The organism is Sporocytophaga myxococcoides, assembly GCF_000775915.1.
Lineage (GTDB): Bacteria > Bacteroidota > Bacteroidia > Cytophagales > Cytophagaceae > Sporocytophaga > Sporocytophaga myxococcoides_A.
In genome coordinates this window covers 320325-344879 of the sequence record NZ_BBLT01000002.1, presented here as the reverse complement: position 1 = coordinate 344879, position 24555 = coordinate 320325, and the positions used below count along the sequence as shown (strand labels likewise).

At 37.6% G+C, this 24555-nt stretch carries 17 protein-coding genes; 6 read left to right on the top strand and 11 right to left on the bottom strand.

Annotation, left to right across the window (positions count from 1 at the left end):
• Positions 1 to 52: 52 nt before the first annotated feature.
• From MYP_RS05715 to MYP_RS05695, 5 genes are all read right to left on the bottom strand, one after another.
• Positions 53 to 3499: a pyruvate carboxylase gene (locus MYP_RS05715; RefSeq protein WP_045459757.1), complete on the bottom strand. Its 3447-nt coding sequence runs from the start codon at positions 3497 to 3499 to the stop codon at positions 53 to 55.
• A 232-nt stretch (positions 3500 to 3731) separates the two neighbouring features.
• Positions 3732 to 5099, bottom strand: coding sequence for a cystathionine beta-synthase (locus MYP_RS05710; protein ID WP_045459755.1), 1368 nt, complete (start codon positions 5097 to 5099; stop codon positions 3732 to 3734).
• Between the two features lie 314 nt (positions 5100 to 5413).
• Positions 5414 to 6340: an aspartate carbamoyltransferase catalytic subunit gene (locus MYP_RS05705; protein ID WP_028981412.1), complete on the bottom strand. Its 927-nt coding sequence runs from the start codon at positions 6338 to 6340 to the stop codon at positions 5414 to 5416.
• Positions 6341 to 6342: 2 nt separating this feature from the next.
• Entirely contained in the window at positions 6343 to 6885 is a 543-nt protein-coding gene (gene pyrR, locus MYP_RS05700) for a bifunctional pyr operon transcriptional regulator/uracil phosphoribosyltransferase PyrR (protein ID WP_045459753.1), read from the bottom strand.
• A gap of 57 nt (positions 6886 to 6942) precedes the next feature.
• Positions 6943 to 7350, bottom strand: coding sequence for an EVE domain-containing protein (locus MYP_RS05695; protein WP_045459750.1), 408 nt, complete (start codon positions 7348 to 7350; stop codon positions 6943 to 6945).
• 147 nt (positions 7351 to 7497) lie between these two features.
• Here MYP_RS05695 and MYP_RS05690 point away from each other — a divergent pair, with 147 nt between their 5' ends.
• Together MYP_RS05690 and MYP_RS05685 are read left to right on the top strand one after the other, a co-directional pair.
• Complete coding sequence (locus MYP_RS05690) at positions 7498 to 9210, top strand: DNA polymerase/3'-5' exonuclease PolX (protein ID WP_045459748.1); 1713 nt, start codon at positions 7498 to 7500, stop codon at positions 9208 to 9210.
• Positions 9203 to 10210 carry a glycosyltransferase family 9 protein gene (locus MYP_RS05685; RefSeq protein WP_045459746.1) on the top strand — a complete coding sequence of 336 codons (1008 nt, stop codon included), beginning with the start codon at positions 9203 to 9205 and terminating at the stop codon, positions 10208 to 10210. Before MYP_RS05690 ends, MYP_RS05685 begins: the two co-directional genes overlap by 8 nt.
• Positions 10211 to 10504: 294 nt before the next feature.
• Here MYP_RS05685 and MYP_RS05680 read toward each other — a convergent pair whose 3' ends face one another.
• From MYP_RS05680 to thrA, 6 genes are all read right to left on the bottom strand, one after another.
• The gene (locus MYP_RS05680; RefSeq protein ID WP_081990409.1) at positions 10505 to 13486 is read right to left on the bottom strand and encodes a glycoside hydrolase family 9 protein; all 2982 of its coding nucleotides are present in this window, start codon (positions 13484 to 13486) and stop codon (positions 10505 to 10507) included.
• A gap of 204 nt (positions 13487 to 13690) precedes the next feature.
• Positions 13691 to 13882, bottom strand: a complete 192-nt coding sequence (locus MYP_RS05670; RefSeq protein ID WP_028981406.1) for a cold-shock protein — start codon at positions 13880 to 13882, stop codon at positions 13691 to 13693.
• A 106-nt stretch (positions 13883 to 13988) separates the two neighbouring features.
• The gene (locus tag MYP_RS24775) at positions 13989 to 14369 is read right to left on the bottom strand and encodes a helix-turn-helix domain-containing protein (RefSeq protein WP_052429972.1); all 381 of its coding nucleotides are present in this window, start codon (positions 14367 to 14369) and stop codon (positions 13989 to 13991) included.
• A gap of 260 nt (positions 14370 to 14629) precedes the next feature.
• Entirely contained in the window at positions 14630 to 15934 is a 1305-nt protein-coding gene (gene thrC / locus MYP_RS05660) for a threonine synthase (protein ID WP_045459740.1), read from the bottom strand.
• Between the two features lie 15 nt (positions 15935 to 15949).
• A complete protein-coding gene (locus MYP_RS05655) occupies positions 15950 to 16882 on the bottom strand; it encodes a homoserine kinase (protein ID WP_045459738.1) in 933 nt (310 codons plus the stop codon).
• Position 16883: 1 nt separating this feature from the next.
• Positions 16884 to 19349 (bottom strand): bifunctional aspartate kinase/homoserine dehydrogenase I, encoded by a 2466-nt coding sequence (gene thrA / locus MYP_RS05650; protein WP_045459736.1) that lies wholly within the window; start codon positions 19347 to 19349, stop codon positions 16884 to 16886.
• Between the two features lie 264 nt (positions 19350 to 19613).
• Here thrA and MYP_RS05645 point away from each other — a divergent pair, with 264 nt between their 5' ends.
• From MYP_RS05645 to argC, 4 genes are all read left to right on the top strand, one after another.
• Positions 19614 to 20786 (top strand): hypothetical protein, encoded by a 1173-nt coding sequence (locus tag MYP_RS05645; protein WP_045459734.1) that lies wholly within the window; start codon positions 19614 to 19616, stop codon positions 20784 to 20786.
• Between the two features lie 653 nt (positions 20787 to 21439).
• Positions 21440 to 22117, top strand: coding sequence for a GNAT family N-acetyltransferase (locus tag MYP_RS05640; RefSeq protein WP_045459732.1), 678 nt, complete (start codon positions 21440 to 21442; stop codon positions 22115 to 22117).
• A gap of 65 nt (positions 22118 to 22182) precedes the next feature.
• On the top strand, positions 22183 to 23367 hold the full coding sequence (gene argG, locus MYP_RS05635; protein WP_045459731.1) for an argininosuccinate synthase: 1185 nt from the start codon (positions 22183 to 22185) through the stop codon (positions 23365 to 23367).
• Positions 23368 to 23548: 181 nt separating this feature from the next.
• Positions 23549 to 24520: an N-acetyl-gamma-glutamyl-phosphate reductase gene (argC, locus tag MYP_RS05630; RefSeq protein WP_045461042.1), complete on the top strand. Its 972-nt coding sequence runs from the start codon at positions 23549 to 23551 to the stop codon at positions 24518 to 24520.
• Positions 24521 to 24555 lie beyond the last annotated feature (35 nt).

Here is a 24555-nt window from a genome sequence, read left to right as displayed (position 1 = left end):
TTATTAAACTTTTAAACAACATTTATGTATTTTATATAAATAATCCGGTAAATTATTCCATTTCTAAAACCATATCATCCTGTTCAACCATTGTCCCCTCTGGAAGATAAATGCTTTTAATTTTTCCATCCTCCTTTGAAGTAATGGTAGTTTCCATTTTCATTGCCTCAACAACAAACAGCGGTGCGTTTTCTTTGACAGCATCTCCAACCTTTACCATTACCTGTCCGATTTTGCCCTGTAATGGAGCTCCTACCTGCTTGGTTGTTTCCACCTTTTTATGAGTTGGCCTTGTTACCTTAATGGTATTATCCTTCACCTGCACATTTCTGGTCTGCCCATTAAGTTCAAAAAACACAGTTCTCATTCCGTTTTCATCCGCAGCAGAACAATACAACATTTTCACAATAATTGTCTTTCCTTTACTCAACTTCACAAGGATTTCCTGATTGTTTTTTAAGCCATAAAAAAAGGCAAGTGTTGGGATATTGCTAACATCACCATATAGTTCTCTGTGTTTAGCATATCCTTCAAATACTTTTGGATACATCTTATAGCTCAGAAAATCAAGGAAAGTAGACGAGCTTCCGAACTGCTGTTGAAATGCGTCAAATTCTTTATCAAAATCTACAGGAGCCAAATGATCATTAGGTCTTTCTGTAAATGGCTTTTCCCCTTTAAGAATAATAGACTGAAGCTTTTCAGGAAATCCTCCGTATGCCTGTCCTATTTCACCTTTAAACAAACTGACGACAGACTCAGGGAAAGACAGGTATTGTCCTTTTTCCATAATATCTTTTTCAGTCAGATTATTTGATGTCATGAATAAGGCCATATCACCCACAACTTTAGAGCTTGGCGTTACCTTTATGATATCACCAAACATCTTGTTCACCAATGCATAATTCTGCTTTACCTTTTCAAACTTTTCTCCCAGGCCCAATGCCTCTGCCTGGGGCCTGAGGTTTGAATATTGCCCGCCCGGAATTTCATTTTCATAAACCTCTGCAGTGCCTGCTTTCAGGTCAGATTCAAAAGGATAATAAAACTCTCTTACATCTTCCCAATAGTTTGAATATTTGTTCAATGCGGACATATTAAACTTAAGCTCACGTTCATGGCCTTTCAGCATTGATACGATAGAATTAAAGTTAGGCTGAGATGTCAACCCGGACATAGATGCAATGGCCACATCAATAATGTCTACTCCTGCTTCCACTGCTTTAAGATAAGTCGCAGCCTGAATTGCCGAAGTATCATGTGTATGCAGATGAATAGGAATGCTTACCGCTTTTTTCAACTCTTTAATAAGCAGCTCCGCAGAATATGGCTTTAACAAACCCGCCATATCTTTAATACACAGAATATGTGCACCAAGATCTTCAAGCTGTCTTGCCATGTCAAGGTAATACTGCAGCGTATACTTCTTGTTGTCAGGATCCAGAATATCTCCGGAATAGCAGACTGCTGCTTCTGCAATGCCCCCCGTTCTTTCTTTCACAGCTTTGATACTTACCTTCATGGCTTCAACCCAGTTGAGCGAGTCAAATATCCTGAATATATCTACACCGTTTTCCCAGGTTTTCTCAATAAACTTTTCAATCAGATTATCCGGGTAAGCCTTATATCCTACTGCATTGGAACCTCTGATCAGCATTTGAAGCAGAATATTCGGAACAGCTTCACGGATCAGCTGAAGCCTTTGCCAGGGATCTTCATGAAGGAATCTCATGGCCACGTCAAAAGTAGCGCCACCCCATACTTCCATAGAAAAGACCTGAGGATGATTTTTGGCAAAACTCTCTGCTACCTCAACCATGTTTTTGGTACGTACTCTTGTAGCCAGCAGAGACTGATGCGCATCTCTGAAAGTTGTATCTGTAAACTGAATCGATTTTTGATCTTTCAGCCAATTTACAAGCCCCTGCGGCCCACCATTGGTAAGGACTTGCTTGGTTCCATCAGGATAAGGGCTATATTTCTCATAAAATGGGATTTGCGGTGTTCTGAATGTTCTCTTATCATCCACATTCTTTACATCCTGATTCCCATTCACTATCACGTTGGAAAGAAACTTTAGTGTCTTGGTTCCTCTATCCTGAATATTTTTGATATTCAACAATTCAGGATGTTCTTCTATAAACTTTACAGTAGCATGGCCTTTGATAAATTCGGGATGAGAAATAACATTCTCTAAAAATCCTATGTTTGTTTTTACACCTCTTATTCTGAACTCCCTAAGCGCACGATGAAGACGATCGCAAGCGCCCCTCAAGGTTCTTCCTGATGAAGACACTTTCACAAGAAGAGAATCGAAAAAAGGCGATATTTTAACACCCGGATAAGAACTACCTTCATCAAGACGGATACCAAAACCTGCTGCATTTCTGTATGCAATGATGGTTCCATAATCTGGCTTAAATCCATTGGCAGGATCTTCTGTTGTCACACGGCACTGAATGGCAAAGCCATTGCATTTAACATCATCCTGCCTGTATATGAAGATACAGGGGTCCGACAACTTATGACCTTTGGCTATCAAAATCTGTGAGCGAACGATATCTATTCCCGTTATTTCTTCAGTAATGGTATGCTCTACCTGGATACGTGGATTTACCTCTATAAAATAAACCCTTTCATCCTGATCCACCAGAAATTCAACGGTACCGACATTGTTATACTTTACATGTCGTGCAATTGTAAGCGCATAATTATAGATCTGTTGTTTAGTCTCCTCTTTCAAGACAGGACATGGAGCTACCTCTACGACTTTCTGAAATCTTCTCTGTACAGAACAATCTCTTTCATACAGGTGAACAATATTCCCATGATTATCTCCCATGAGCTGTACCTCTATGTGTTTCGGTCGGTCTATAAACTTTTCAAGGAAAACCGTATCATCACCAAAAGCTTTTAATGCTTCGGCTCTGGCTTCATTATATGCTCTTTCTAGCTGACTTTCATCGCGGATAACACGCATTCCCCTTCCACCTCCTCCGGCTGCGGCTTTCATCATCAACGGATATCCAATTCGCAGCGCTTCTTTCTTTGCAATTTCAAGTGAAACCAGGTTTTCTTTACTGTCCTCAATAATAGGCACCCCTGCACTGATGGCAATTTCCTTTGCTGAGACTTTATCCCCCAAAGCTTCCATCACCTCAGGCTCAGGACCAATAAAAATAATTCCTTCTTCTTTACACCTCCTTGCCAGATTTACATTCTCTGATAAAAAGCCATAGCCCGGATGTATGGCATCTACATGATGTCTTTTGGCAAGTTGAATGATTTGTTCAATGTCAAGGTATGGTTTTAGTGGTTCATTATCCCTTCCGATCTGATAGGCTTCATCCGCTTTATAGCGATGTAAAGAGTATCGATCCTCATAAGTATATATAGCTACGGTTTTTATTTTTAACTCAGATGCTGCACGTAATACACGAATAGCAATTTCACCACGGTTGGCAACCAGTAACTTTTCTAACTTTTTAAGTTGACTCATTAAACAGGAAGATTTATAAAGTGCAAAGAATTAAGATAGTGACCGGACAGAAAGAGTAAGCGTCCTAGTTGGGTCATTCAAAAATAATAAAAAAACAATACGAATGGCCGACTTAAAATACTTTTCTTTGAAAGGACTGGATCTTAAAGACCTTTTTCCTAAAAAAAATGCTGAACTACGAAAAGAAAAATCTCTTCATAATTCAGCATAAATAATTATTACCTACTGTAATTTATCGCGCCATCGCGGAAAGCAAATCCGCCTGAGTGATAATCCTCACATCATTTTTTTCATCGCGAACCAGAAGAGCTGTGTTATCTTTTGTTATCAGAGATGAAAGGACATCTATCGTATTATCCAATCCGACAAAAGTAAACGGAGCTTCCATTACCTCTCCCACTGTAAGATCTTTCAAGCCTGGATTTTCAATTAATTTCTTCAACACCTTAGAATCAGTCAGACTTCCAACAAAAGTATCACCATCTGTTACAGGGATCTGAGAAATGCCTTTTCCGTTAAGGATCTTCACGGCCTCTGCAACTTTATCATTTTTAGCAATCGTAATCAGCTTACCATTTTTCTGATCTGCAATGATGTCTTTTGCTGTCGCAAAACTACGGCTTTCAAGATATCCGTGATCTTTCATCCATACATCATTGTAGATTTTCGCAAGATACCTTGTACCATGATCCGGTAAAATAACCACCATCACATCATTATCAGTAAAATGCTCTCTTGCATACTCTAATGCACCGTACACTGCAGATCCGCTGGACCATCCGACAAATAGTCCTTCTTCTCTGGCCAGCTTTCTGGTCATGACAGCTGCATCTTTATCCGTAACTTTTATAAACTGATCGATCAGGCTGAAGTCAACATTTTTCGGAAGGATGTCTTCTCCTATACCTTCTGTTCCATAAGGGAAAATTTCGTTTTCATCAAACACGCCTGTTTCTTTGTATTTCTTGAATACGGAACCATATGTGTCAATACCTATTGATTTGATAGATGAATTCTTTTCCTTGAGGAATTTAGAAACTCCGCACATCGTACCACCTGTTCCGACACCGGCAGCAAAGTGAGTTACCTTACCTTCAGTCTGACTCCAGATTTCAGGACCTGTTGTTTCATAGTGAGCAGCGGTATTAGAAAGGTTATCGTACTGATTCGGATAAAATGAATTCGGAATTTCTTTATTCAATTTCGCGGCAACACAATAATAAGATCTGGGATCAGAAGGGGCTACGTTCGTAGGGCAAATAATAACTTCTGCTCCCAGTGCGCGCAATACATCCACTTTCTCTTTGGACTGTTTATCTGTAGTGGTAAAAATACACTTATAGCCTTTTGCAATAGCTGCCAGCGCAAGTCCCATACCTGTGTTTCCGGAAGTACCTTCTATAATGGTTCCTCCTGGTTTCAGAATTCCAGCTTTTTCTGCATCTTCAACCATCTTTAAAGCCATTCTGTCTTTTACAGAATTTCCTGGATTAAAATACTCTACCTTAACGAGTATTGTCCCTTTTATTCCTTTGGTTACTTTGTTAAGTTTTACCAGTGGAGTATTTCCTATAGCCTGAATAATTGAAGAGTAGTACATAAAAACTTAAAGTTTGCCTTTGTCAAAATTAGAAATAAGATCTTTGAAACAAAATTCCTGACCCGTAATTCAACAAAGTTTAGGGAAGATAAGTTTGGGGAAGCGGAAAGCTTAAAGTCAAAAGTGGAAAGTTAAAAGTTTTAGGTTGACAGGTAATAAGGTTTATGAATTGGCAGAGTGCCTTTCAAATAATTTCGGAATAGATAGTTTGTTGCAGGAACCCAACCTGTTGCTATTTATTTTACCAGTAAAATCAGCTATTATTTTTAAAGCAAACTTTTTATTTCACTTTTTGCTTTAAGCTTTCAGCTCTATTACTCTGTAGCGCCAGCAAGCAGATAAAGCACTGCCATTCTAACCGCCACGCCGTTTTCCACCTGATTCAGGATTACGGAATGATGAGAATCAGCTACATCACTAGACAACTCTACACCTCTGTTAATAGGTCCCGGGTGCATGATCATTATTTCTTTGTTAAGAGAATCTAACAAAGATTTATTAATTCCATAATATAAAGAATACTCCCTTAATGAAGGGAAATATTTGATGGTCTGTCTTTCAAGCTGAATTCTCAGAACGTTTGCAACATCGCACCACTCCAACGCTTTCTTAAGATCCAGCTCCACTTTTACGTTAAGATCTTTGATGTATTTTGGAAGAAGTGTGATAGGACCGCATACCATTACTTCAGCTCCTAACTTCTGCAATGCAAAAATATTTGAAAGTGCTACCCTTGAATGCAGGATATCACCGAAAATACAAACCTTCTTACCCTCTACATGACCGAATTTTTCCTTTATTGTGAACGCATCCAGCAAAGCCTGAGTAGGATGTTCATGTGTTCCATCTCCCGCATTCACAATTTTGGCTTTTATATGCTTCGAAAGATAATGAGGAGAGCCGACACTACTATGTCTCATCACGATCATATCCACTTTCATCGCAAGGATATTATTGACCGTGTCAAGTAAAGTCTCTCCTTTCTTTACAGAACTGGAAGACGAAGAAAAATTTATAACATCTGCTGATAACCTTTTCTCGGCAAGTTCAAAAGACAACCTTGTTCTCGTAGAATTCTCGAAAAAAATATTGGCAATAGTAATATCCCTCAAAGAAGGAACCTTTTTGATGGGCCGGTTAATTACTTCTTTAAAATTTTCCGCAGTATCTAAAATTAAATTAATGTCCTCTCTGGTGAGGTCTTTGATTCCAAGAAGGTGTTTAACACTTAAATGCTGCATTGTCAGGTTTTATTAATCAACCAAATATTATCGTCTTTCAATCCTTCTTCCTTTAATTCAACCAACACTTTTTCGGATTCAAGGCAATCCACCTCTACACCGATATAATTAGGCTGAATTGGAAGATCTCTGCTGTATTTTCTGTCTACAAGTACCAAAAGTTCAACTTTTCTTGGTCTTCCGAATGCTGTCATGGCATCCATAGCAGCACGGATCGTCCTTCCTGTATAGAGCACATCATCTACAAGAATTACATTTTTATCTTCAATAAGAAAAGGTACCTTAGTGGCATTGGCTTTCAAAGGATTGTCTTTTCTCCTGAAATCATCACGGAAAAAAGTAACATCCAGATAACCAATTTTTACTTCTTTTTGAAGAATGTCCTGTAGTTTTCTTTGAATACGTTCTGAAAAGCTAACACCTCTTGGCTGAATACCAAGAATAACAGAGTTGGAAAAATCACCGTGAAGTTCAATCAACTGATGACACAGTCTGTCGATCGTTATTGAAAGATGTTCTGTACCGATGATGAGTCTTTTTTCCATTTAAAAATTTTTCAAAGATAATAATGAACTGATTTTATTCGAAAAATTATAAGATTTTTATTTCTCGGACAACTCAATAACTCTGTCAAACTCTTCTTTCTTTACAGGTGTTACAGAAAGTCTTGACTGCTTCACTAAACTCATGCTACCCAGTATTTTATCTGCCTTTATCGTCTCTAAAGTAACAGGACTTTTCAACTTTTTATGAGGCCCCAGATCTACTACCACCCAATTGGCATCATCTGTTGTCGGATCCTGATAAAATTCCTTCAGGACTTTTGCTATCCCCACAATTTCCTTCCCTTCATTGCTGTGATAAAAGAGCACCAGATCTCCTTTTTTCATGGCTTTCAGATTGTTACGGGCCTGATAATTTCTTACTCCGTCCCAGAAAGTAGATTTATCCTTCTGAAGTTGGTCGAAAGGATATTTGAATGGTTCTGATTTTACTAGCCAGTAATTCATTTTTTAGATCACAATTTCATTTCAAAATTAACTTTTTCCTTTAAACCCAAAAGAAAATCTTTCGAATGGAACCCATATTCCTTTAAAAACATTTATGAGCGTAAACCTTCATTGGTTTCTCCTCATTTTTATTTTAATTTTGAATTAATGGGCAATCAGGAAATTATCAATATCTTCAAACTCACAGCTTCATTAATGGAGCTGCATGAGGAAAATTCTTTCAAGATCAGAACATATCAAAATGCGGTCTACAATCTTGATAAAATATCCAGCGACTTAGCTTCACTTTCATTAGAAGAACTTGCTTCTCTGGAGGGGGTTGGGAAAAGTATCGCCGGAAAAATTCAGGATTTGAATGCTACAGGTACCTTCCCCGAATTATCTTCTTTGTTGGCTCAAACTCCCAAAGGAGTCATTGATATTTTAAATATAAAAGGGATCGGTCCTAAAAAGGTGCGAAGCATCTGGAAAGAACTTGACATCGTTTCCACTGAAGCCTTGCTTGAAGCTTGCAATGAAAATAAAATTGCCACCTTAAAAGGTTTTGGTGAAAAAACCCAGGAAAGCATTAAAAAGGAGTTAATGTTTGCTTCGGCTCAAAAAGACAAATGGATGTATGCTGAAGCCGAAGCTACCGCTTTAAAGCTGGAAAAAGACCTTTCTGCACTAAACCTAAAAGTATCGCTTGCCGGAGACATTCAAAGAAAATCCGAGACTTTAGATACTATTCAGCTTATTGTCGGAGAGAACCAGCCGAAAAAAGTATTTGATGCAGTTAGCGGAATAAAAACACTTGAGCAGAATATAAAAGCATCAGGACCATTTGTATGGAGGGGTAAAGATCTTTTAACAGAGATCAAAGTTGAAGTAAAAATCTGTCCGGAAGAGCGTTTCGGCAACTTTACATATCTTAATTCAGCCTCCTCTTTACATCTAAAGGCAGATCTGGGAAATTCCTCAAACTTGTTCCAGCTTCTGACTTCAAAAGACTTTAAGAATGAGCAAGAAATTTTCACTCACCTCAATTTTCCATTCATAGTTCCTGAGCTTCGCGAAGGATACGATGAAATAGAAAAGGCAAGAGAAAACAAACTCCCTGAACTCATTACCTACAAAGACCTGAAAGGAACGCTGCACAACCACAGCACCTATAGTGACGGTGTTCATACGCTTGAACAAATGGCTTTGTATTGCAAGGAGCTTGGATTCGAATATCTTGGAATCAGTGATCACTCCAAATCTGCCTTTTATGCAAATGGACTGCAGGAGTTTCGCATTGTAGAGCAACATGCAGAAATCGACGCTTTGAATAAAAAGTTAACACCATTCAAAATTTTCAAAGGTATAGAATCTGATATACTGAATGATGGCAGTCTTGATTATGAAGATTCTGTTTTAGCATCTTTTGATTTTATAGTTGCCTCTATCCATTCCAATCTCAAAATGGATAAAGCAAAAGCTACTGAAAGGCTGATTAAAGCAATCGAAAATCCTTATACCACAATGCTCGGCCACCCGACAGGAAGATTGTTACTTAAAAGAGAAGGATATCCCATAGACCATAAGAAAGTAATTGATGCCTGTGCAGAGAATAATGTAATTATTGAAATCAATGCCCATCCGAGAAGGCTTGATATGGAGTGGAAATGGGTAAGATATGCACTGGAAAAAGGTATCATGATCAGCATTAATCCTGATGCACATGAAATGGAAGGATATCTGGACATGCACTATGGAGTGCATGTGGGAAGAAAGGCCGGCCTTACGAAAAAGATGACTTTTAATGCCCTAAGCATGGAGGAAGCAGAACAATATTTCAACAAAAAGAAAAGCAGCTCTACGACTTCTTCCAATGCCTAAAGTACTGGTTTTACGATTTTCATCCATAGGCGATATAGTGCTTACAACCCCTGTTGTAAGAAATTTAAAGCAACAGCTTTCCGGCGCAGAGGTGCATTACTGCACCAAAAGTCAATTCGGGATTCTTTTTGAGAATAACCCCTATATTGACAAGGTATTTTATCTTGATAAATCGCTAAACAACCTGATTAGCGAGCTTAAGAAAGAAGACTATGATTATGTCATCGATCTTCATAACAATCTTCGCACATCAATCATCAAATGGAGACTGGGGAAAAAGTCGTTTACTTTTGATAAGCTTAACCTTAAGAAATGGTTGCTGGTAAATCTTAAGTTGAATACGTTACCCTCTCTGCATATTGTTGACAGGTACATGGCTACTGTTAAAAAATTAGGTATTACCGATGATACTAAAGGGCTTGATTATTTTATTCCATCCAAAGACAAAGTCAACCCTCAGAACTTTGGATTGGAACCGGATAAATATATTGCATTTGCCATAGGTGCTCAACATGCAACGAAAAGACTTCCCCTTCAAAAACTTATTGAAGCATGCTCTTTGCAAGATATGCCAATTGTTCTTTTGGGAGGGAAGGAAGATAAAGTTTCAGGTGATTCGGTTGTGGAAGCCTGTAAAGGTTTGCCATTTCCGGTTATTAATCTGAGCGGACAACTTTCTCTGAATCAATCCGCTTCTTTTCTTGAACAGTCAAAATTTGTGATAAGTCACGATACCGGACTTATGCATATAGCATCTGCGTTCAAAAAGGAGATTTATTCTATATGGGGAAATACAGTTCCAGAATTCGGGATGTTTCCTTATCTAACAAAATATCATATTCTTGAAAAGAATAAATTAAGCTGCCGGCCTTGTTCAAAAATTGGCTATAAACAGTGCCCAAAGGGACATTTTAAATGCATGAATGAACTCGACCTCAAACAAGAATTTGATATAATAAAAAAACAGGAAAACCCGGTTTCCCGAGCCTTCCCGAATTAATAACCTTAACTTTGGTTGCGAACAACCATTTATATAACGCCCCACATTTATAAATAATTCATTGGGTGACAATTTAATTTTACAGCGAATTAAACTCCCTCTACTTAACCATTGTCGGCCTTCAACCTATTAGCAAGCCCTCAAAATGAGACAATTGCCAAAATGAAACGCTTAACCAATTTGGGTATATGCCAAGACGCTTGCACCACCTTCCGGCGTTTTCTTGCTTTTACAAAAAAAAGAGCCTTTGATTGGTATCAATCAAAGGCTCTTTTTGCATTAAGAACTAAATATTTATTGCTTTATGATATTTCCCGAATTAATAAGCTTTCCATCTTTGAAAAGTATCACGTGATAGAAACCTGGTGTCAGGCGTTCTCCAAATGCAGTTTTTCCACCTGAGTTTGATTCGAATGCCAATCTTCCCAATTCATCATAAACTCTAATCATTGAATTCTCAGGAGCTTCAATTATAAACTCAGAAGCAGAAGGATTTGGGAATATTACTAGTTTACCAGAGGCAGTGCCATCAATTGATGAAACCACACGACACTTATCACTTTGAGGGTCTAGCACAGCATAAACCGGTGTTCTTGCACAAGCATTGCCAGCTTGAATTTTAATATCAAAAACACCAGGGAAAGAGGCTGCTTCATCATCTCTTGTATCATCTGTTATATCTATTATACCTGCAACATCCATTGCTGAGAAATTTGCTCCGCTTTTAAACCATACAATTTGAGAATAACCACTTGGGAGATTGGAAGGAGGAATTAGTTCATAGGAACCGGCTCCCGGAATTTCAATAGGTGTATCAAAATTAAAAGTATAATAAGTGTTGAATGGCGCATTACTCTGAATGCCAGTACAAGCAACTTCACCTGATGAATAAGTGCCTAGAACAGTACCATTTTGTTTCAGATCAAACATTACCTTTACTTTATCTCCATTATTGCAGGAATAGATAAAAGGCAATACTTTCATTTGAGTTATGGTAAATGCTCTTGATGCGGTAAATCTTATTCCAATAGATCCTCCATTCTGAGGAGAGGCAAGGGCATTTGACGCTGAAGTAGGTCCTGCAGTTGCAGAAATTGAATTTCCATCCTGAACATAATAGGTTTTTGAAGAAGTGATACTAGGACTATATTTTAAACCTGTCGCAAGTGAGCTTCCTCCTGTTGCATCTGCATACCACTCATAAACACCAGTTGTTGCATTTACTTTCAGATTAGCCCTTCCAGCCTCACAAATCGTATCATTTACAACGCTCAATAGTTTTGATGTGATTACAATATTATCGGATTTTGAAGGACATCCTGTTGCACTTACTGTTCCCACATACGTTCCAGCCTCTCTTGCGATGAATCTTTGAGCTGTAGCACCACTGATTGCCTTGCCATCTTTTGTCCAGCTATATGTGAAACCTGTGCCGGAAACGCCTAGATCCAGTGTTATTGAAGTCTGGCTGCATAGTTCCTGATCAGGGCCAAGATTAACTGCTGGTAATACTCCAAAAATTTCGACACTTGCTTCGGTAAACCACGAAGTAAGAGAATCAAGTCTGCACTTGTAAACCCCGGCCTCAGTAATTGTCAGAGTGTTTTTAGTTGTTGATGCCGGAGAGATCATAACTCCATCTTTGAACCAAGTAAATGTTTTAACGTTGTCTATTGCCACTTTTGAATGAAGCAAATGACTTGTTTTGCCACAGATCGATCCGTTGGATCCAAGATCAGGAGTTGTTTTACCAAATTTTGCAGTATTCACAGGGGCAAGTTTGGAGTTGATAAACCCAAGGACGCCTACAAGGCAGGCATTGTAATCAATACCACTTTCGGAATATTTATATTGATCAATGTGATCAACATAAGAAGATGGAGATCTTGAGCCCCCAACCAATAATCCCACTTGTTGATTTTTGGTAGGAATTACCATTGCCATTTTAGGTCCTCCATCAGCAGGATTTTCATCATTCAGGAAAACATTTCTATGATGAGGATGCTTTGGAGAATTAGCTCCGAAACCAACAACAAATGAATAGTTTGAAGAATTTTTACCAAGAAGATAATCTATGTTGTCATAAATAAATTTATGAGGGGTAGCATCAGTGCCGTTGAGCTTTTGCCAAAGGGCAACTAGTAAAGCCGCATTTGCATTATAACGCAATACACCCCAGGACAAATTCCCCTGAGTAAATTGCCCATCCGCCTGTGTCTTAGCCAAATAAAGATCATTTATAATAGTATTAAAGGTAGATTTTGCACCAGATTTCTCTAACAAAGCCAGGTTATAGATTGCGATTTCACCATTGTTTTCATAATCAAAACCAAAATTATTTCCGGTAATATCATAAGCTCCGGCATTATCTTTATGAATAGTGAATTTTAGAGCTTCATCTTTATAACTCGTTGTATTGGTAGCCCAGAACAATTCAGCACACATTGTTGCGTAATCATCTTTCCAGTTCTTGTTTGCACCATAAAATCCCCCCTCAAATGCCCCCACTGTTCCGGGATGCGCTTTAGCGTAACTATAAGCGTATAAGGCGTGTTGTAAACATAAGTCTGCATAAGCAGGATCAAAAGGTCTGTACATTCTCGACATTAAAGCTAATGTCGCGCCACAGAAAGATGGCATAGATGCATCATTAGGGTTTTTGTATACAGGTCTTGGATTTCCACCATCTCCAACTGCCAGCGTTTGCATCTTAACAGATGTTACCCATTTGTTATGGTCATAATTACTATTCCCTACCTGATAATAAAAAGTAGTGGCGCTTCTTGTACACTTTATAAAATAATCAGTGGCATGTTTTACCTCATCAAGAATGTCAGGGATTCCATTAGGATCATGCTTTTTGCCTTCCCAGCTCCAGTCTCCGGATGCTTTGTACCCTTTATATTCATATGAATAATAATCATCATATCCTGCGGGAAACTCTGCATACGCCTTAAGAAGCATGTAGGCCGAATAAAACTCTGTCTGGCCGTACTTTACATGGTCTCCGCAATCATGCCAGCCACCCGAAAGATCGTAGCCATCTGTGTCCTTATCGTTGATAAAAGATTTACCTCTCAAGGCCTCAGGAACCCCTGCCGGTAAATGCCCGGAAATTAACCAATTGTTTTCACCGGATCTTTGCCCCCCATACATTCTGGTTGTCATCCACAGAGCTTTTTTATAATCCTGAGTAGCAAATCCTTGTGCCATTGCACGGAAGTCTACTGCTAAAAGTGATATTGAAATTAGTAATACTAATAAAGGTTTTTTCATTTCCTAAATTGGTTTTAATATATAGAATCCAGGCAAAATACCAGATTGTATATACTATTTCAATAGAAATTGTAACCTACCGGAAAATAATTGTAAAAATTGAATTTATGAATTGAAACCGAGAGCTTTAAGAAAGGCCGCCTAAAAAATAAAAAACCCGCGTTACCACGGGTTAAGTTCTTTTGCCTCTGTAAATAAAATAATTTATATTTTCTTTACATTCACCGCGCTAAGGCCTTTTTTGCCATCAACCACTTTGAAAGCAACTTTATCATTTTGCTTTACTTTGTCTTCAAGACCTGTCACATGAACAAAAATTTCCTGGTTTGAACTTTCATCTTTAATGAAACCATAACCTTTGCTCTCATTGAAGAATTTGATTGTACCTGTATTCATAAAATAAGTAATTAATTTCCCTAAAGTTAAAAAAATATTTAATATATGCCTACAAAATGGCAAAAAAATTACATCAAAATTTTTTTTTAAAAGGAGAGACTTCTGGTTAATCCTCTCCTTTATTTAGCTTATTTTCAAGCAAAAAGATAATTTTCTCTTTATCAGAAAGCTGCTGTTTTAGTAAATCAACCTCTTTTTTCATACGCTCATTCTCTTGAATTAATTGATCATTGAGAATTTTCTGGTCTGACAAAGCTTTCATAATATCTTCTTTTTCAGAAGATTCTGCTTTCCATTTAAAGATATCCTCAACAGTAACTTCTAAAATAGAAGCTATTTTCTCCAGACGATCTACAGTTAGAGAGATCGCTCCGCGTTCAATTTTACCATAAGTTGAATAGTCAATACCTAATTGATAGGCAAGATACTCCTGACTTATTCCCTTTTGCTTTCGAATTGATTTTATATTTAATACAACGCCGCTCACTTATTAACAAATTTAGATAATGGAAATATCCTATAACAGGGTATAAAAAGACTACTACAAGAGTTTAAATATCTGAAAGAGTAACAATTAGGCTTTTAAAGCTTATATATTCTTTTTATTCCTGTGCTGAATAAAGAACAACGAGACAAAAATTAAAATTCAATTAAAAGCACTGAGACTGAATATAGATTTAAAAAAGAAGGGCAGGTTTTAATTAAAACCTGCCCTTCATAGCAAAACATGTTAAATCCCTGTAAAAATTACATTGATTTAAGTAAATAAGATTTTAGATCAGAGAAGTCAGAAGTTAATGGAAAAGCTTCTTTTTTCTTGTTGACAACAGTCTGAAGACGCTCAGGAAGTTCTATTTTCTTATTGATAATCTCTTCAACAACTTCTATAAATTTGCTTGGGTGCGCCGTAGCCAGAAATACGCCTGAAAATTTTTCGCCTGTTGTTTTCGCATACTCTTTTAAACCCAGATAAGCAACAGCACCGTGAGGATCCATAATATAGCCTCCAGCCTTATAAACTTTCTCTATTGCTTGAGCAGTTTCCTCATCATTATATCTTGTTCCGAAAATATCTTTCTTAATTGCCTCAAGATCCTTTCCGTAAAGCTCTACAAGTCTCGCATAGTTGCTGGGATTTCCAACGTCCATTGCATTTGAGATTGTAGCTACTGAAGGACGAGGATTAAAAATACCTGTTTCAAGAAATTCAGGGACTACATCATTGGCATTTGTAGAAGCGACAAATTTATGAATAGGTAAGCCCATTCTTTTTGCGATAAGCCCTCCGCAAAGATTTCCAAAGTTTCCACTTGGTGTTGAGAAGACGACTGGCAGCCCTAATGACTTCAGTTTTGAATATGCATAAAAATAATAGAATGACTGAGGAATCAGTCTGCTGATATTTATACTATTAGCAGAAGAGAGATTTATTTTGTTATTGAGTTCTTTATCCAGAAAAGCTTCTTTAACCAGTCTTTGACAATCATCAAATGTACCATTAACCTCAAGCGCTGTTATATTCTGACCTAAAGTGGTTAATTGCTTTTCCTGAATATCGCTTACTTTTCCGCTAGGATATAGAATAGTGACTTTGATTCCCGGCATACCAAGAAATCCTTGTGCTACGGCACTGCCTGTATCTCCGGAAGTCGCTACAAGTATATGAATTTCCTTTTTTTCCTTTTGAAGGAAATACGACATGATCTTAGCCATGAATCTTGCTCCAAAATCCTTGAATGCAAGAGAAGGTCCATGGAATAATTCAAGAACTGAAATATTATCCTCGACTTTTACCAGTGGAGCATCAAAAGAAAGTACATCGTCAATGATCTTTTTCAGATCTGCATCAGGAATTTCATCTCCTATTAATGTTTTGGTAACCTGAAAAGCAATTTCCTGAAAAGAAAGCTTATCAATAGTTTCAAAAAAGGCAGATGGTAACTGAGGAATAGATACGGGCATAAATAGACCGTTATCATCCGGCAAACCTTTAAATACAGCTTCTTTAAAAGATACTTCCGCTGCAGAACGATTGGTACTGTATAATCTCATTTTATAATGACAATTTTAGTCCAGAATTTGTGGACCTGAATTATTGATTTTAGAAATATAAACTTCGCTTCCTATTTGGATTGAGTTCAGCACTTTTTGCATCTCACTGCCAACTTTATGAGCGATTTCTTCAGACGTACTAAGGGCAAATATTGATGGACCTGAACCTGATATTCCACAGCCAAGTGCACCTGCACTTAAAGCTGCTTGTTTCACGTCTTCAAATCCAGGAATAAGAATTGCTCTTATCGGTTCCACGATCACGTCTTTCATGGATCTTCCGATTAACTGATAATCAGAAAGCATAAGTCCTGCGATTAATCCTCCTACGTTGCCCCATTGAGTGACAGCATCTCTTAAAGGGATCTGCTTCTTCAATATTTCACGGGCATCTTTCGTCTGAACTTCCACCTGAGGGTGAATAATAGTAGAGTATAAATTTGCAGGAGTAGGAATTTTGATCACATCCAGGGGATCATAACTTCTGATCAAAACGAATCCTCCCAGTAATGATGGCGCTACGTTATCGGCATGAGCACTACCACATGCAATTCGCTCGCCTTCCATGGCGAATGGAAGCAATTCCTGCTGATTAAGTGGCATACCTAATAATTGATTTACAGCAAATACTCCGGCTACAGCACTGGCAGCACTTGAACCAAGTCCACTGCCTAAGGGCATCTTCTTATGCAGTGTAATATCAATACCTGCATCAATCTGAAGATGCTTAAGAAAACGAGAAACAGCAACGCCAACGGTATTTTTATCCGCATCTTTCGTCAATCTTCCTTCATCACCTGTAATTGTTGTAATCTTTACTCCAGGTGTAGATTTTTTAGTAAGCACTACCTCATCACCAGGGTTCTCTACCGCAAAGCCAAGCACATCAAACCCACAAGCCACATTTGCCACAGTAGCAGGGGCAAACACTTTTATACTATCTTTCATACTAGATAAAACTTTTCAAATAATTGCTTATGCTGATAATTTCAGCAAAAACGCCCGCAGCAGTAACTTCTGCACCTGCGCCCGGACCTTTTATAACCAAAGGTCTGTCCTTATACCGTTCCGTCGTGAAAGCAATCATGTTATCGCTTCCGCTCAAAGAGTAAAAAGGATGAGCAGGACCAACAGCTTCAAGACTTACTCTTGCTTTGCCATTTTCAAGGGTTGCAATAAATCTAAGCACGTTACCTTTCTTCGCTGCCTCATCTCTTCTTGCTGAGAAAACATCATTGTTTTTCTCAAGCTGAACAAAGAAATCTTCAATTGTTTTAGCCTTTCTGCAAGGCTCTGGAAGAATATTCTCCACGTTTACATCACCAATTTCCAGAGTGTAATTTGCTTCCCTTGCCAATATCAGTATCTTTCTTGCAACGTCCATTCCGTTAAGATCATCCCTTGGATCCGGCTCTGTATATCCTTTTTCCTTAGCTTCCTTAACTACCTCACTGAATTTTGTTCCTTCCTTGAATGTATTAAAGATAAATGAAAGGGTACCTGAAAGAATACCTTCAATTTTCAATATTTTATCTCCGCTGTATTTAAGATCCTTAAGCGTATTGATAACCGGCAGTCCTGCCCCTACGTTCGTTTCATAAAGGAATTTCACCCCATGCTTGAAGGCTGCAGACTGAATCTTTTGATAATCCTTATATAATCCTGAGTTTGCCAGCTTATTAGGAGTTACGATAGAAATGCTTGTATTGAGAATGTCTTCATAATGCTCAACAACATCTTTACTTGAAGTAGAGTCCACGAATACAGAATTCTGAAGGTTCAGACTTTTCATTTTCTCAACAAAAACAGACATCTTCATCTTTTCTCCGTCTTTCTCAAGCTTTCCATTCCAGTCTTTCAGATTTATTCCATTTTCATCCAAAAGCATTTTTTTGCTGTTAGCAATACCAATGATATTAATCTTCAGAAGTCTTTCTTTAAGCAATTGTGAAGACTGCTTTTGTATCTGTTTCAAAAGGGTACTTCCTATAAGTCCCAAACCTACTACAAATACATTCAACGTACGAATATCAGACAGGAAGAATGATTCGTGCAGAGAGTTTAATGCTTTGGATAAATCATGCTCCCCTATTACTACTGAAAGGTTTAATTCAGAAGATCCCTGAGCAATAGCACGAATATTAACACCGTTTTTACCTAGTGAAGCAAAGAATTTTCCAGCTATGCCTGGAGTATTTCTCATGTTTTCACCAATAATAGCAACGATAGACAAATCATATTCTACAATCGCATTGTCAATTTTCTTTGCCTGAATTTCGTTGGCAAATTCTTCATTGATCAGCTCTGCTGCATATTCCGCCTCCTTAGGTTCTACTGCAAAACAAATAGAATATTCAGAAGATGCCTGTGTAATCAATATGACATTAATTTTCTTCTTCGCTAATGAGCCAAACAGACGCGCAGAAACTCCCGGAACGCCCATCATACCGCTCCCTTGAAGGCTGATCAATGCGATCTCACGGATTGAACTGATCCCTTTAATCAGAAAATCATTGGCTTTGGTTTTGGCACTGATGTAGGTCCCTTCAAACTCCGGATTGAAAGTATTTTTGATCCAGATAGGAATTTTTTTATTAAATGCAGGCTGTAATGTTGGAGGGTAAATAACTTTAGCACCAAAATGAGACATTTCCATTGCTTCCACATAAGAGATGGCTGGCAAGGTAAATGCTCCTTTAACTTTCTTAGGATCTGCAGTCATCACCCCATCTACATCCGTCCAAATCTCTATTTCCTCTGCTCCCAAAGCTGCACCCAATACAGAAGCTGTATAATCAGAACCTCCGCGACCTAAAGTAGTAGTTTCACCTTTTACAGTAGAACTGATAAAACCTGTAATGGCCTGGATTTTTTTGGTAGCCTTAAAATGTTCTTTTATATTTTTATCTGTTGCTTTGAAGTCAATAATTGCAGCACCAAAACTATGATCTGTAACGATCAGCTTACGAGCATCGCAGAACTCAGTATCAAGACCAGATTGTTTCATAAATTCAGAAACAATGTAGGTTGACATTCTCTCTCCAAAGCTTACTACAAGATCTGTTGTTCTCGGAGAAAGTTCTTTAAGAAGAAATACGCCGTGCAGCAAGTCTTCAAGCTCGTTGATAAGCATTTTAATATGAGCCACCACTTTGCTCTGCACTTTTATATCTATAAGCGATTTTACAGCATTGATATGCTTATTCTCAATGGATTTAAGAATTGCATGATAGTCTTCATTACTTTCAGCAGCTTTTTTGCTTACTTCAATCAGCTGATTGGTAATTCCCGACATTGCTGAAAAAACTACCGAAAATTCCTGCTTCTTTTTTTTATAAGAAAGTAGAATATCTACTACCTTTCTGATACTATCTGCAGTTCCAACTGAAGTCCCGCCAAACTTTAAAATTTTCATTACCTCTAGATTCCGAATTACAATTTATCCAATAAATAATCGGGCAAAGTTAAGATTTTGAACCTCCCGTCCCAAGTTTTTAGTTTTTTTAATTCAAAATCCTGCCAGCCAACTAATAAAATATTTTCTGAAATCAAAAAAAACCTTAAGGTCAACCTTATATCAGAGTAATTTTCAACACGATATAATGCGCCTTAACATTAATTATTTTTTCAGAGTTCTTCTGTTAAGGAGGAAGAATGCGATTGGTCATTTTTAATAGTTATGGAAAAAAAAATACAGCTTTATTTATACCTACTTTTTGTAATATCAAATATTGTGGGGTTTAGCAGTTGTCACAGAAAACCGGAGGATGTTGTAAGAAACTATCTTGACCTGACCTATATCGAGTCACGGCCGGATGATGCATACGACCTATTATCATCTGAGGATCAAAAGATTAAAACAAGGGATCTTTTCATCAGAGAAATAAACAGAAAGAATTATCTTAAGAAAAAACTTCCAAAGAATGTAAGAAAACAATACAAGTATGAAATCGTGAAAACGGAAAAAAGAGCAGATACTTTAATAGTATACACTAAACTATACAAGCCTGATGCAGAAGAGATTATGAGGGAGTTAGGTTTTTTCATGCTGAATTCAATAAGCGGCAATGAAGATAAAATTCCAGATCCTGAAAATGCACTTTTTAGTCTGATGGAGGAAAAGCCTGTAGTAGTGATCTCTGAAGAAAAAATTTTCAAAGTAGTTTCTGAAAAAAATGATTACAAAATCTTTCTGAATTTCAGCAAAAAAAAATCGGCGAAAAACATAAAAAATTACAAGCTGGAAGAAAGGATTTCAAAAGCAATCAGAGAATTACGCTTTGAAGAGGCTCTTTCCCTGCTTAAGGTCAAAGATTCAGTAGAAGGACGCTTATCCCAACAAACTTCGGACATACAAAGCATTCTGAAGCATACTGTTACACTTGGAAAAACCTTAAAAATGGGAAATCTTGAAATTACAGCTCTTTCGGCAGAGATAAGACCTGTAAAATTTCGGTTGGACCGTACACCTGGTGAAAGGACCAGAGAACTAACCAGTGACGAACAATACTTTATTCTGACATGTAAAATATTCAATCTCTGCAATCAGGAATTCTTTTGTCCGAAAGAAAAATTATCAATAAAAGGAGATGTAAACGTACAAGATAATTTTGGGAACCAGATGCATGAAATAGCTATCCCGGAAGGAATTAGTACAATTGATGGCAACAGTTACAAAAACCTTAGTCCGGGAGAATCCAGAACTATGGAGTTTATTTGTGAAGTGCCCTTAGTTTTACAGGCGGAGAAATATTTATGGAAAATCAAATTAAACACAGACAACCGCAACACAACGATGAACGCTTATATCCTTTTAAAAGAAAAAGAGATTCAAAGGAAAATCAAGCAATAGCATGGACAGATATTTTTGAAGTGATGGGCATATAAATAAAAACCAGCCTTGGAGTGCTTCAGGTTAGCCTCCTATTGAGCATTTATTTGCCCAGCAGCCCCTATCAAGTTTGCAAAAAGAGCACTTCTCAGTTATACCGGCCCTTCTCATCCTCGCAGATATCAGGAGTCGCCTTTATAGGCTTATAACCAAATATTATTTATTATACCTTGTATACCATTTCTGTTCCTGTTTTTTTTCTTTTATTTATGGAAAAATAAAAATTGGGCCGCGCAAGAAGTAATTGATAATGAGAGGATGATTATTCTCAAAATGCTAAACAAACAGTATTGCAATATTTAGAGTTATTTTTTTGCAGATTTTCAATGAACTCTTTTTGAAAAATCTGCATTTTAGCTTAACTTTGTGCTTTCTTTTATTATAAGAAATGGTAAATACTTTTACATATTCTAACCTCATCTCGACTCCCACAACCATGGGTGCAGGAAGAATTTTACCATTCAGGAACCCCAGGCCTTAGGCCGGTATACCTCTTGAATTACCCATGTGGTAATTCTGCTCTCAATTCACTTTACTCATTTTAATATTTAAAAAGGGCTTTTTAAATATAAGCCGGGGTTAATTTTATCAATTTATTTTATCTGAGCAGAAAAATGGCTGATTTTATTGTAACTATTGCTGGGGAAAAACACAAAGTTCTTGCAGAGGCAATCTGTAAAGAAATGGAAGAAAGTGCCAAGGCACGTGGTACCGGTATAGCTAAAAGAAATCCTGAATACATAAAGAAAAAAATGGAAGAAGGCAAAGCCGTCATTGCCACCACTAAGGATGGCAAATTTGCTGGCTTTTGCTATATAGAAACCTGGTCGCACAATAAATATGTTGCCAATTCAGGATTGATTGTATCTCCGGAATTCAGGAAAGAAGGCCTTGCCACCAAGATCAAAGAGAAGGCATTTGAACTGTCCAGAAAAAAATATCCCGAAGCAAAGCTTTTCGGCCTTACAACCAGCGCTGCTGTCATGAAAATTAACTCTGAATTAGGTTATCGCCCGGTTACATTTTCTGAGCTTACAGATGACGAAACCTTCTGGAAAGGCTGTCAAAGCTGCGTAAACTTTCAGATATTGGAAAGCAAGAACTACAAAAACTGTCTGTGCACAGGAATGCTTTACGATCCGGAAGAAAAGAATAAGAAAAAATGGGATTTTGTAAAAAAATCCAAACTCTACGAGCGTTTTCAAAGACTGAAAAATCATAAGCTTCTCAAAGCTTTAAAGATGTCGGCAAAAGTATTGACTCTTTTTTCTCCAGCAAGGGCGACAAATTAATGTCGCCTTTGTCCTGTTTTTAAAATTTATCTTTAAATTTAAAGCTGAATTAAGCATTTTCACTAATGAGTAAGAAAGTAGTACTGGCTTTTAGCGGAGGGCTCGATACCTCCTATTGTGTAAAATATCTTTCAGAAGAGAAAGGTCTTGAGATTCATTCCGCCATCGTCAATACAGGTGGTTTCACTAAGGAAGAGCTTAAAGAAATAGAAGCAAAAGCTTACAAACTGGGAGTAAAAACCCACGTAACCCTTGATGTGGTTGACAAATTTTACAAAGATTGTGTTAAGTACCTCATATTCGGTAACATCCTAAAAAATAACACATACCCATTGTCTGTTAGTGCAGAACGCGTTTTTCAGGCAACTGCCATAGCTGATTACTGCAAGCAATTAAATGCTGACTTTGTAGCTCATGGTAGCACAGGAGCAGGAAATGATCAGGTACGCTTTGACATGATATTCAACATACTGATTCCGAATGTTGGAATTATCACGCCTATCAGAGACATGAAACTTTCAAGAGAGGAAGAAATCGAGTACCTAAAATCCAAAGGAGTTGTTTCCGACTGGACCAAAGCTGCTTACTCTATCAATAAAGGTATCTGGGGAACGAGTGTCGGAGGAAAAGAAACTCTTACTTCAGGTCAATATCTTCCTGAAACTGCTTTCCCTACTCAAGTTACAAAAACAACACCAGAAGAAGTTGAATTGACTTTTGAAAAAGGCGAACTTGTTGGCATTAACGGTCAAAAACTTTCTCCTGTAGAAGCTATCCTTAAATTGAATGATATCGCCGCTCCATTTGGAATAGGTAGGGATATTCATGTTGGCGATACCATCATTGGTATTAAAGGACGTGTTGGTTTCGAAGCTGCTGCACCGATGGTAATCATCAAAGCACACCACACGCTTGAGAAACACACTTTAACAAAATGGCAGACCTACTGGAAAGATCAACTTTCAGGATGGTATGGGAACTTTGTTCACGAAGGGCAGTTCCTTGAGCCTGTCATGAGAAACATAGAGCAATTCCTTGATGATTCTCAGAAATTTGTTTCAGGTAAAGTGAAAGTATACATTGCTCCATATAGATTCCATGTAATCGGGATTGAATCATCTCACGACCTTATGTCTTCTAAATTCGGAAGCTATGGGGAAATGAACAATGCATGGTCTGGTGAAGATGTGAAAGGTTTCTCTAAAATCTTTGGAAATCAGACAATGATTTTCCATAAGGTGAATAATTAAGCTAAAAGCTTAAAGCCGAAAGTTAAAAGCTAAAAGTTAACAACCAACTCTAAACTTTCTCCTGATTGGAGAGGATTAGATGAGTTACATTTATTATAAAACCATTTTAAAGCTTAAAGCCAAAACTGAATACAAACTCTTTCAGCTTTTTGCTTTAAGCTTTACGCATTTAATAAAAATCATGAAAAAGATTAAAGTAGGAATTGTCGGTGGTGCCGGATACACAGGTGGCGAACTTTTAAGAATCCTTGTTTTCCATCCTTCTGTTGAAATTGCCTTTGTACACAGCAACAGCAATGCTGGTAATCCAATCTCTCAGGTTCATACTGACCTTCTTGGTGTTACTGATCTGAAATTTTCTTCAACATTGTCTGATGCTATTGATGTTTTATTTCTTTGCGTGGGTCATGGAGATGCGTCCAAATTCCTTGCAGGAAACAAGATTGCATCAACTATAAAAATAATCGACCTTAGTCAGGACTTCCGTCTTGCAAAAGATGGTAACGACTTTATTTACGGCTTGCCCGAGTTACAGAGAGATCAGATTAAGCAAGGACATCATATTGCCAACCCTGGCTGTTTTGCTACCTGTATCCAGCTTGGTCTTCTTCCTCTTGCTTCTAAAGGTTTAATTCACGATGAAGTTCATATCTCTGCAATAACCGGATCTACAGGAGCAGGCCAGAGCCTGTCTTCAACTTCTCACTTTAGCTGGAGAAACAACAACATGTCTATATACAAGGCATTCAATCACCAGCATTTAAAAGAAATTAAACAAAGCTTAAGAATATTACAGCCAGGAATGGATAAAGCAATTAACTTTATTCCTTTCCGTGGTGATTTTACAAGAGGAATATTTGCAACACTTCATGTGAAGTCTACTTTGACTCAAGAAGAAGCCTATGCTCTTTATGAAAATTATTATGCTTCGCATCCATTTACTCACATTAGCAGAGTAAATCCCGATCTGAAGCAGGTAGTAAACACAAACAATACAATCATCTATATAGAAAAGCATGACAACTATCTGTTGATCGTGAGCATGATTGACAATCTTCTGAAGGGGGCTTCAGGACAAGCAGTTCAGAATATGAACCTGTTGTTTGGTCTGGAGGAAACGGAAGGACTTAGACTGAAAGCAGCAAACTTTTAGTTGAAAGTTTAAAGTCTAAAGTTCAAAGTAAAAAA

Excerpts from the sequence above, each read along its gene's own strand:
- MYP_RS05715 (WP_045459757.1), bottom strand. The coding sequence starts at position 3,499 with ATGAGTCAACTTAAAAAGTTAGAAAAGTTACTGGTTGCCAACCGTGGT.
- MYP_RS05710 (WP_045459755.1), bottom strand. The coding sequence starts at position 5,099 with ATGTACTACTCTTCAATTATTCAGGCTATAGGAAATACTCCACTGGTA.
- MYP_RS05705 (WP_028981412.1), bottom strand. The coding sequence starts at position 6,340 with ATGCAGCATTTAAGTGTTAAACACCTTCTTGGAATCAAAGACCTCACC.
- pyrR (WP_045459753.1), bottom strand. The coding sequence starts at position 6,885 with ATGGAAAAAAGACTCATCATCGGTACAGAACATCTTTCAATAACGATC.
- MYP_RS05695 (WP_045459750.1), bottom strand. The coding sequence starts at position 7,350 with ATGAATTACTGGCTAGTAAAATCAGAACCATTCAAATATCCTTTCGAC.
- MYP_RS05690 (WP_045459748.1), top strand. The coding sequence starts at position 7,498 with ATGGGCAATCAGGAAATTATCAATATCTTCAAACTCACAGCTTCATTA.
- MYP_RS05685 (WP_045459746.1), top strand. The coding sequence starts at position 9,203 with ATGCCTAAAGTACTGGTTTTACGATTTTCATCCATAGGCGATATAGTG.
- MYP_RS05680 (WP_081990409.1), bottom strand. The coding sequence starts at position 13,486 with ATGAAAAAACCTTTATTAGTATTACTAATTTCAATATCACTTTTAGCA.
- MYP_RS05670 (WP_028981406.1), bottom strand. The coding sequence starts at position 13,882 with ATGAATACAGGTACAATCAAATTCTTCAATGAGAGCAAAGGTTATGGT.
- thrC (WP_045459740.1), bottom strand. The coding sequence starts at position 15,934 with ATGAGATTATACAGTACCAATCGTTCTGCAGCGGAAGTATCTTTTAAA.
- MYP_RS05655 (WP_045459738.1), bottom strand. The coding sequence starts at position 16,882 with ATGAAAGATAGTATAAAAGTGTTTGCCCCTGCTACTGTGGCAAATGTG.
- thrA (WP_045459736.1), bottom strand. The coding sequence starts at position 19,349 with ATGAAAATTTTAAAGTTTGGCGGGACTTCAGTTGGAACTGCAGATAGT.
- MYP_RS05645 (WP_045459734.1), top strand. The coding sequence starts at position 19,614 with ATGGAAAAAAAAATACAGCTTTATTTATACCTACTTTTTGTAATATCA.
- MYP_RS05640 (WP_045459732.1), top strand. The coding sequence starts at position 21,440 with ATGGCTGATTTTATTGTAACTATTGCTGGGGAAAAACACAAAGTTCTT.
- argG (WP_045459731.1), top strand. The coding sequence starts at position 22,183 with ATGAGTAAGAAAGTAGTACTGGCTTTTAGCGGAGGGCTCGATACCTCC.
- argC (WP_045461042.1), top strand. The coding sequence starts at position 23,549 with ATGAAAAAGATTAAAGTAGGAATTGTCGGTGGTGCCGGATACACAGGT.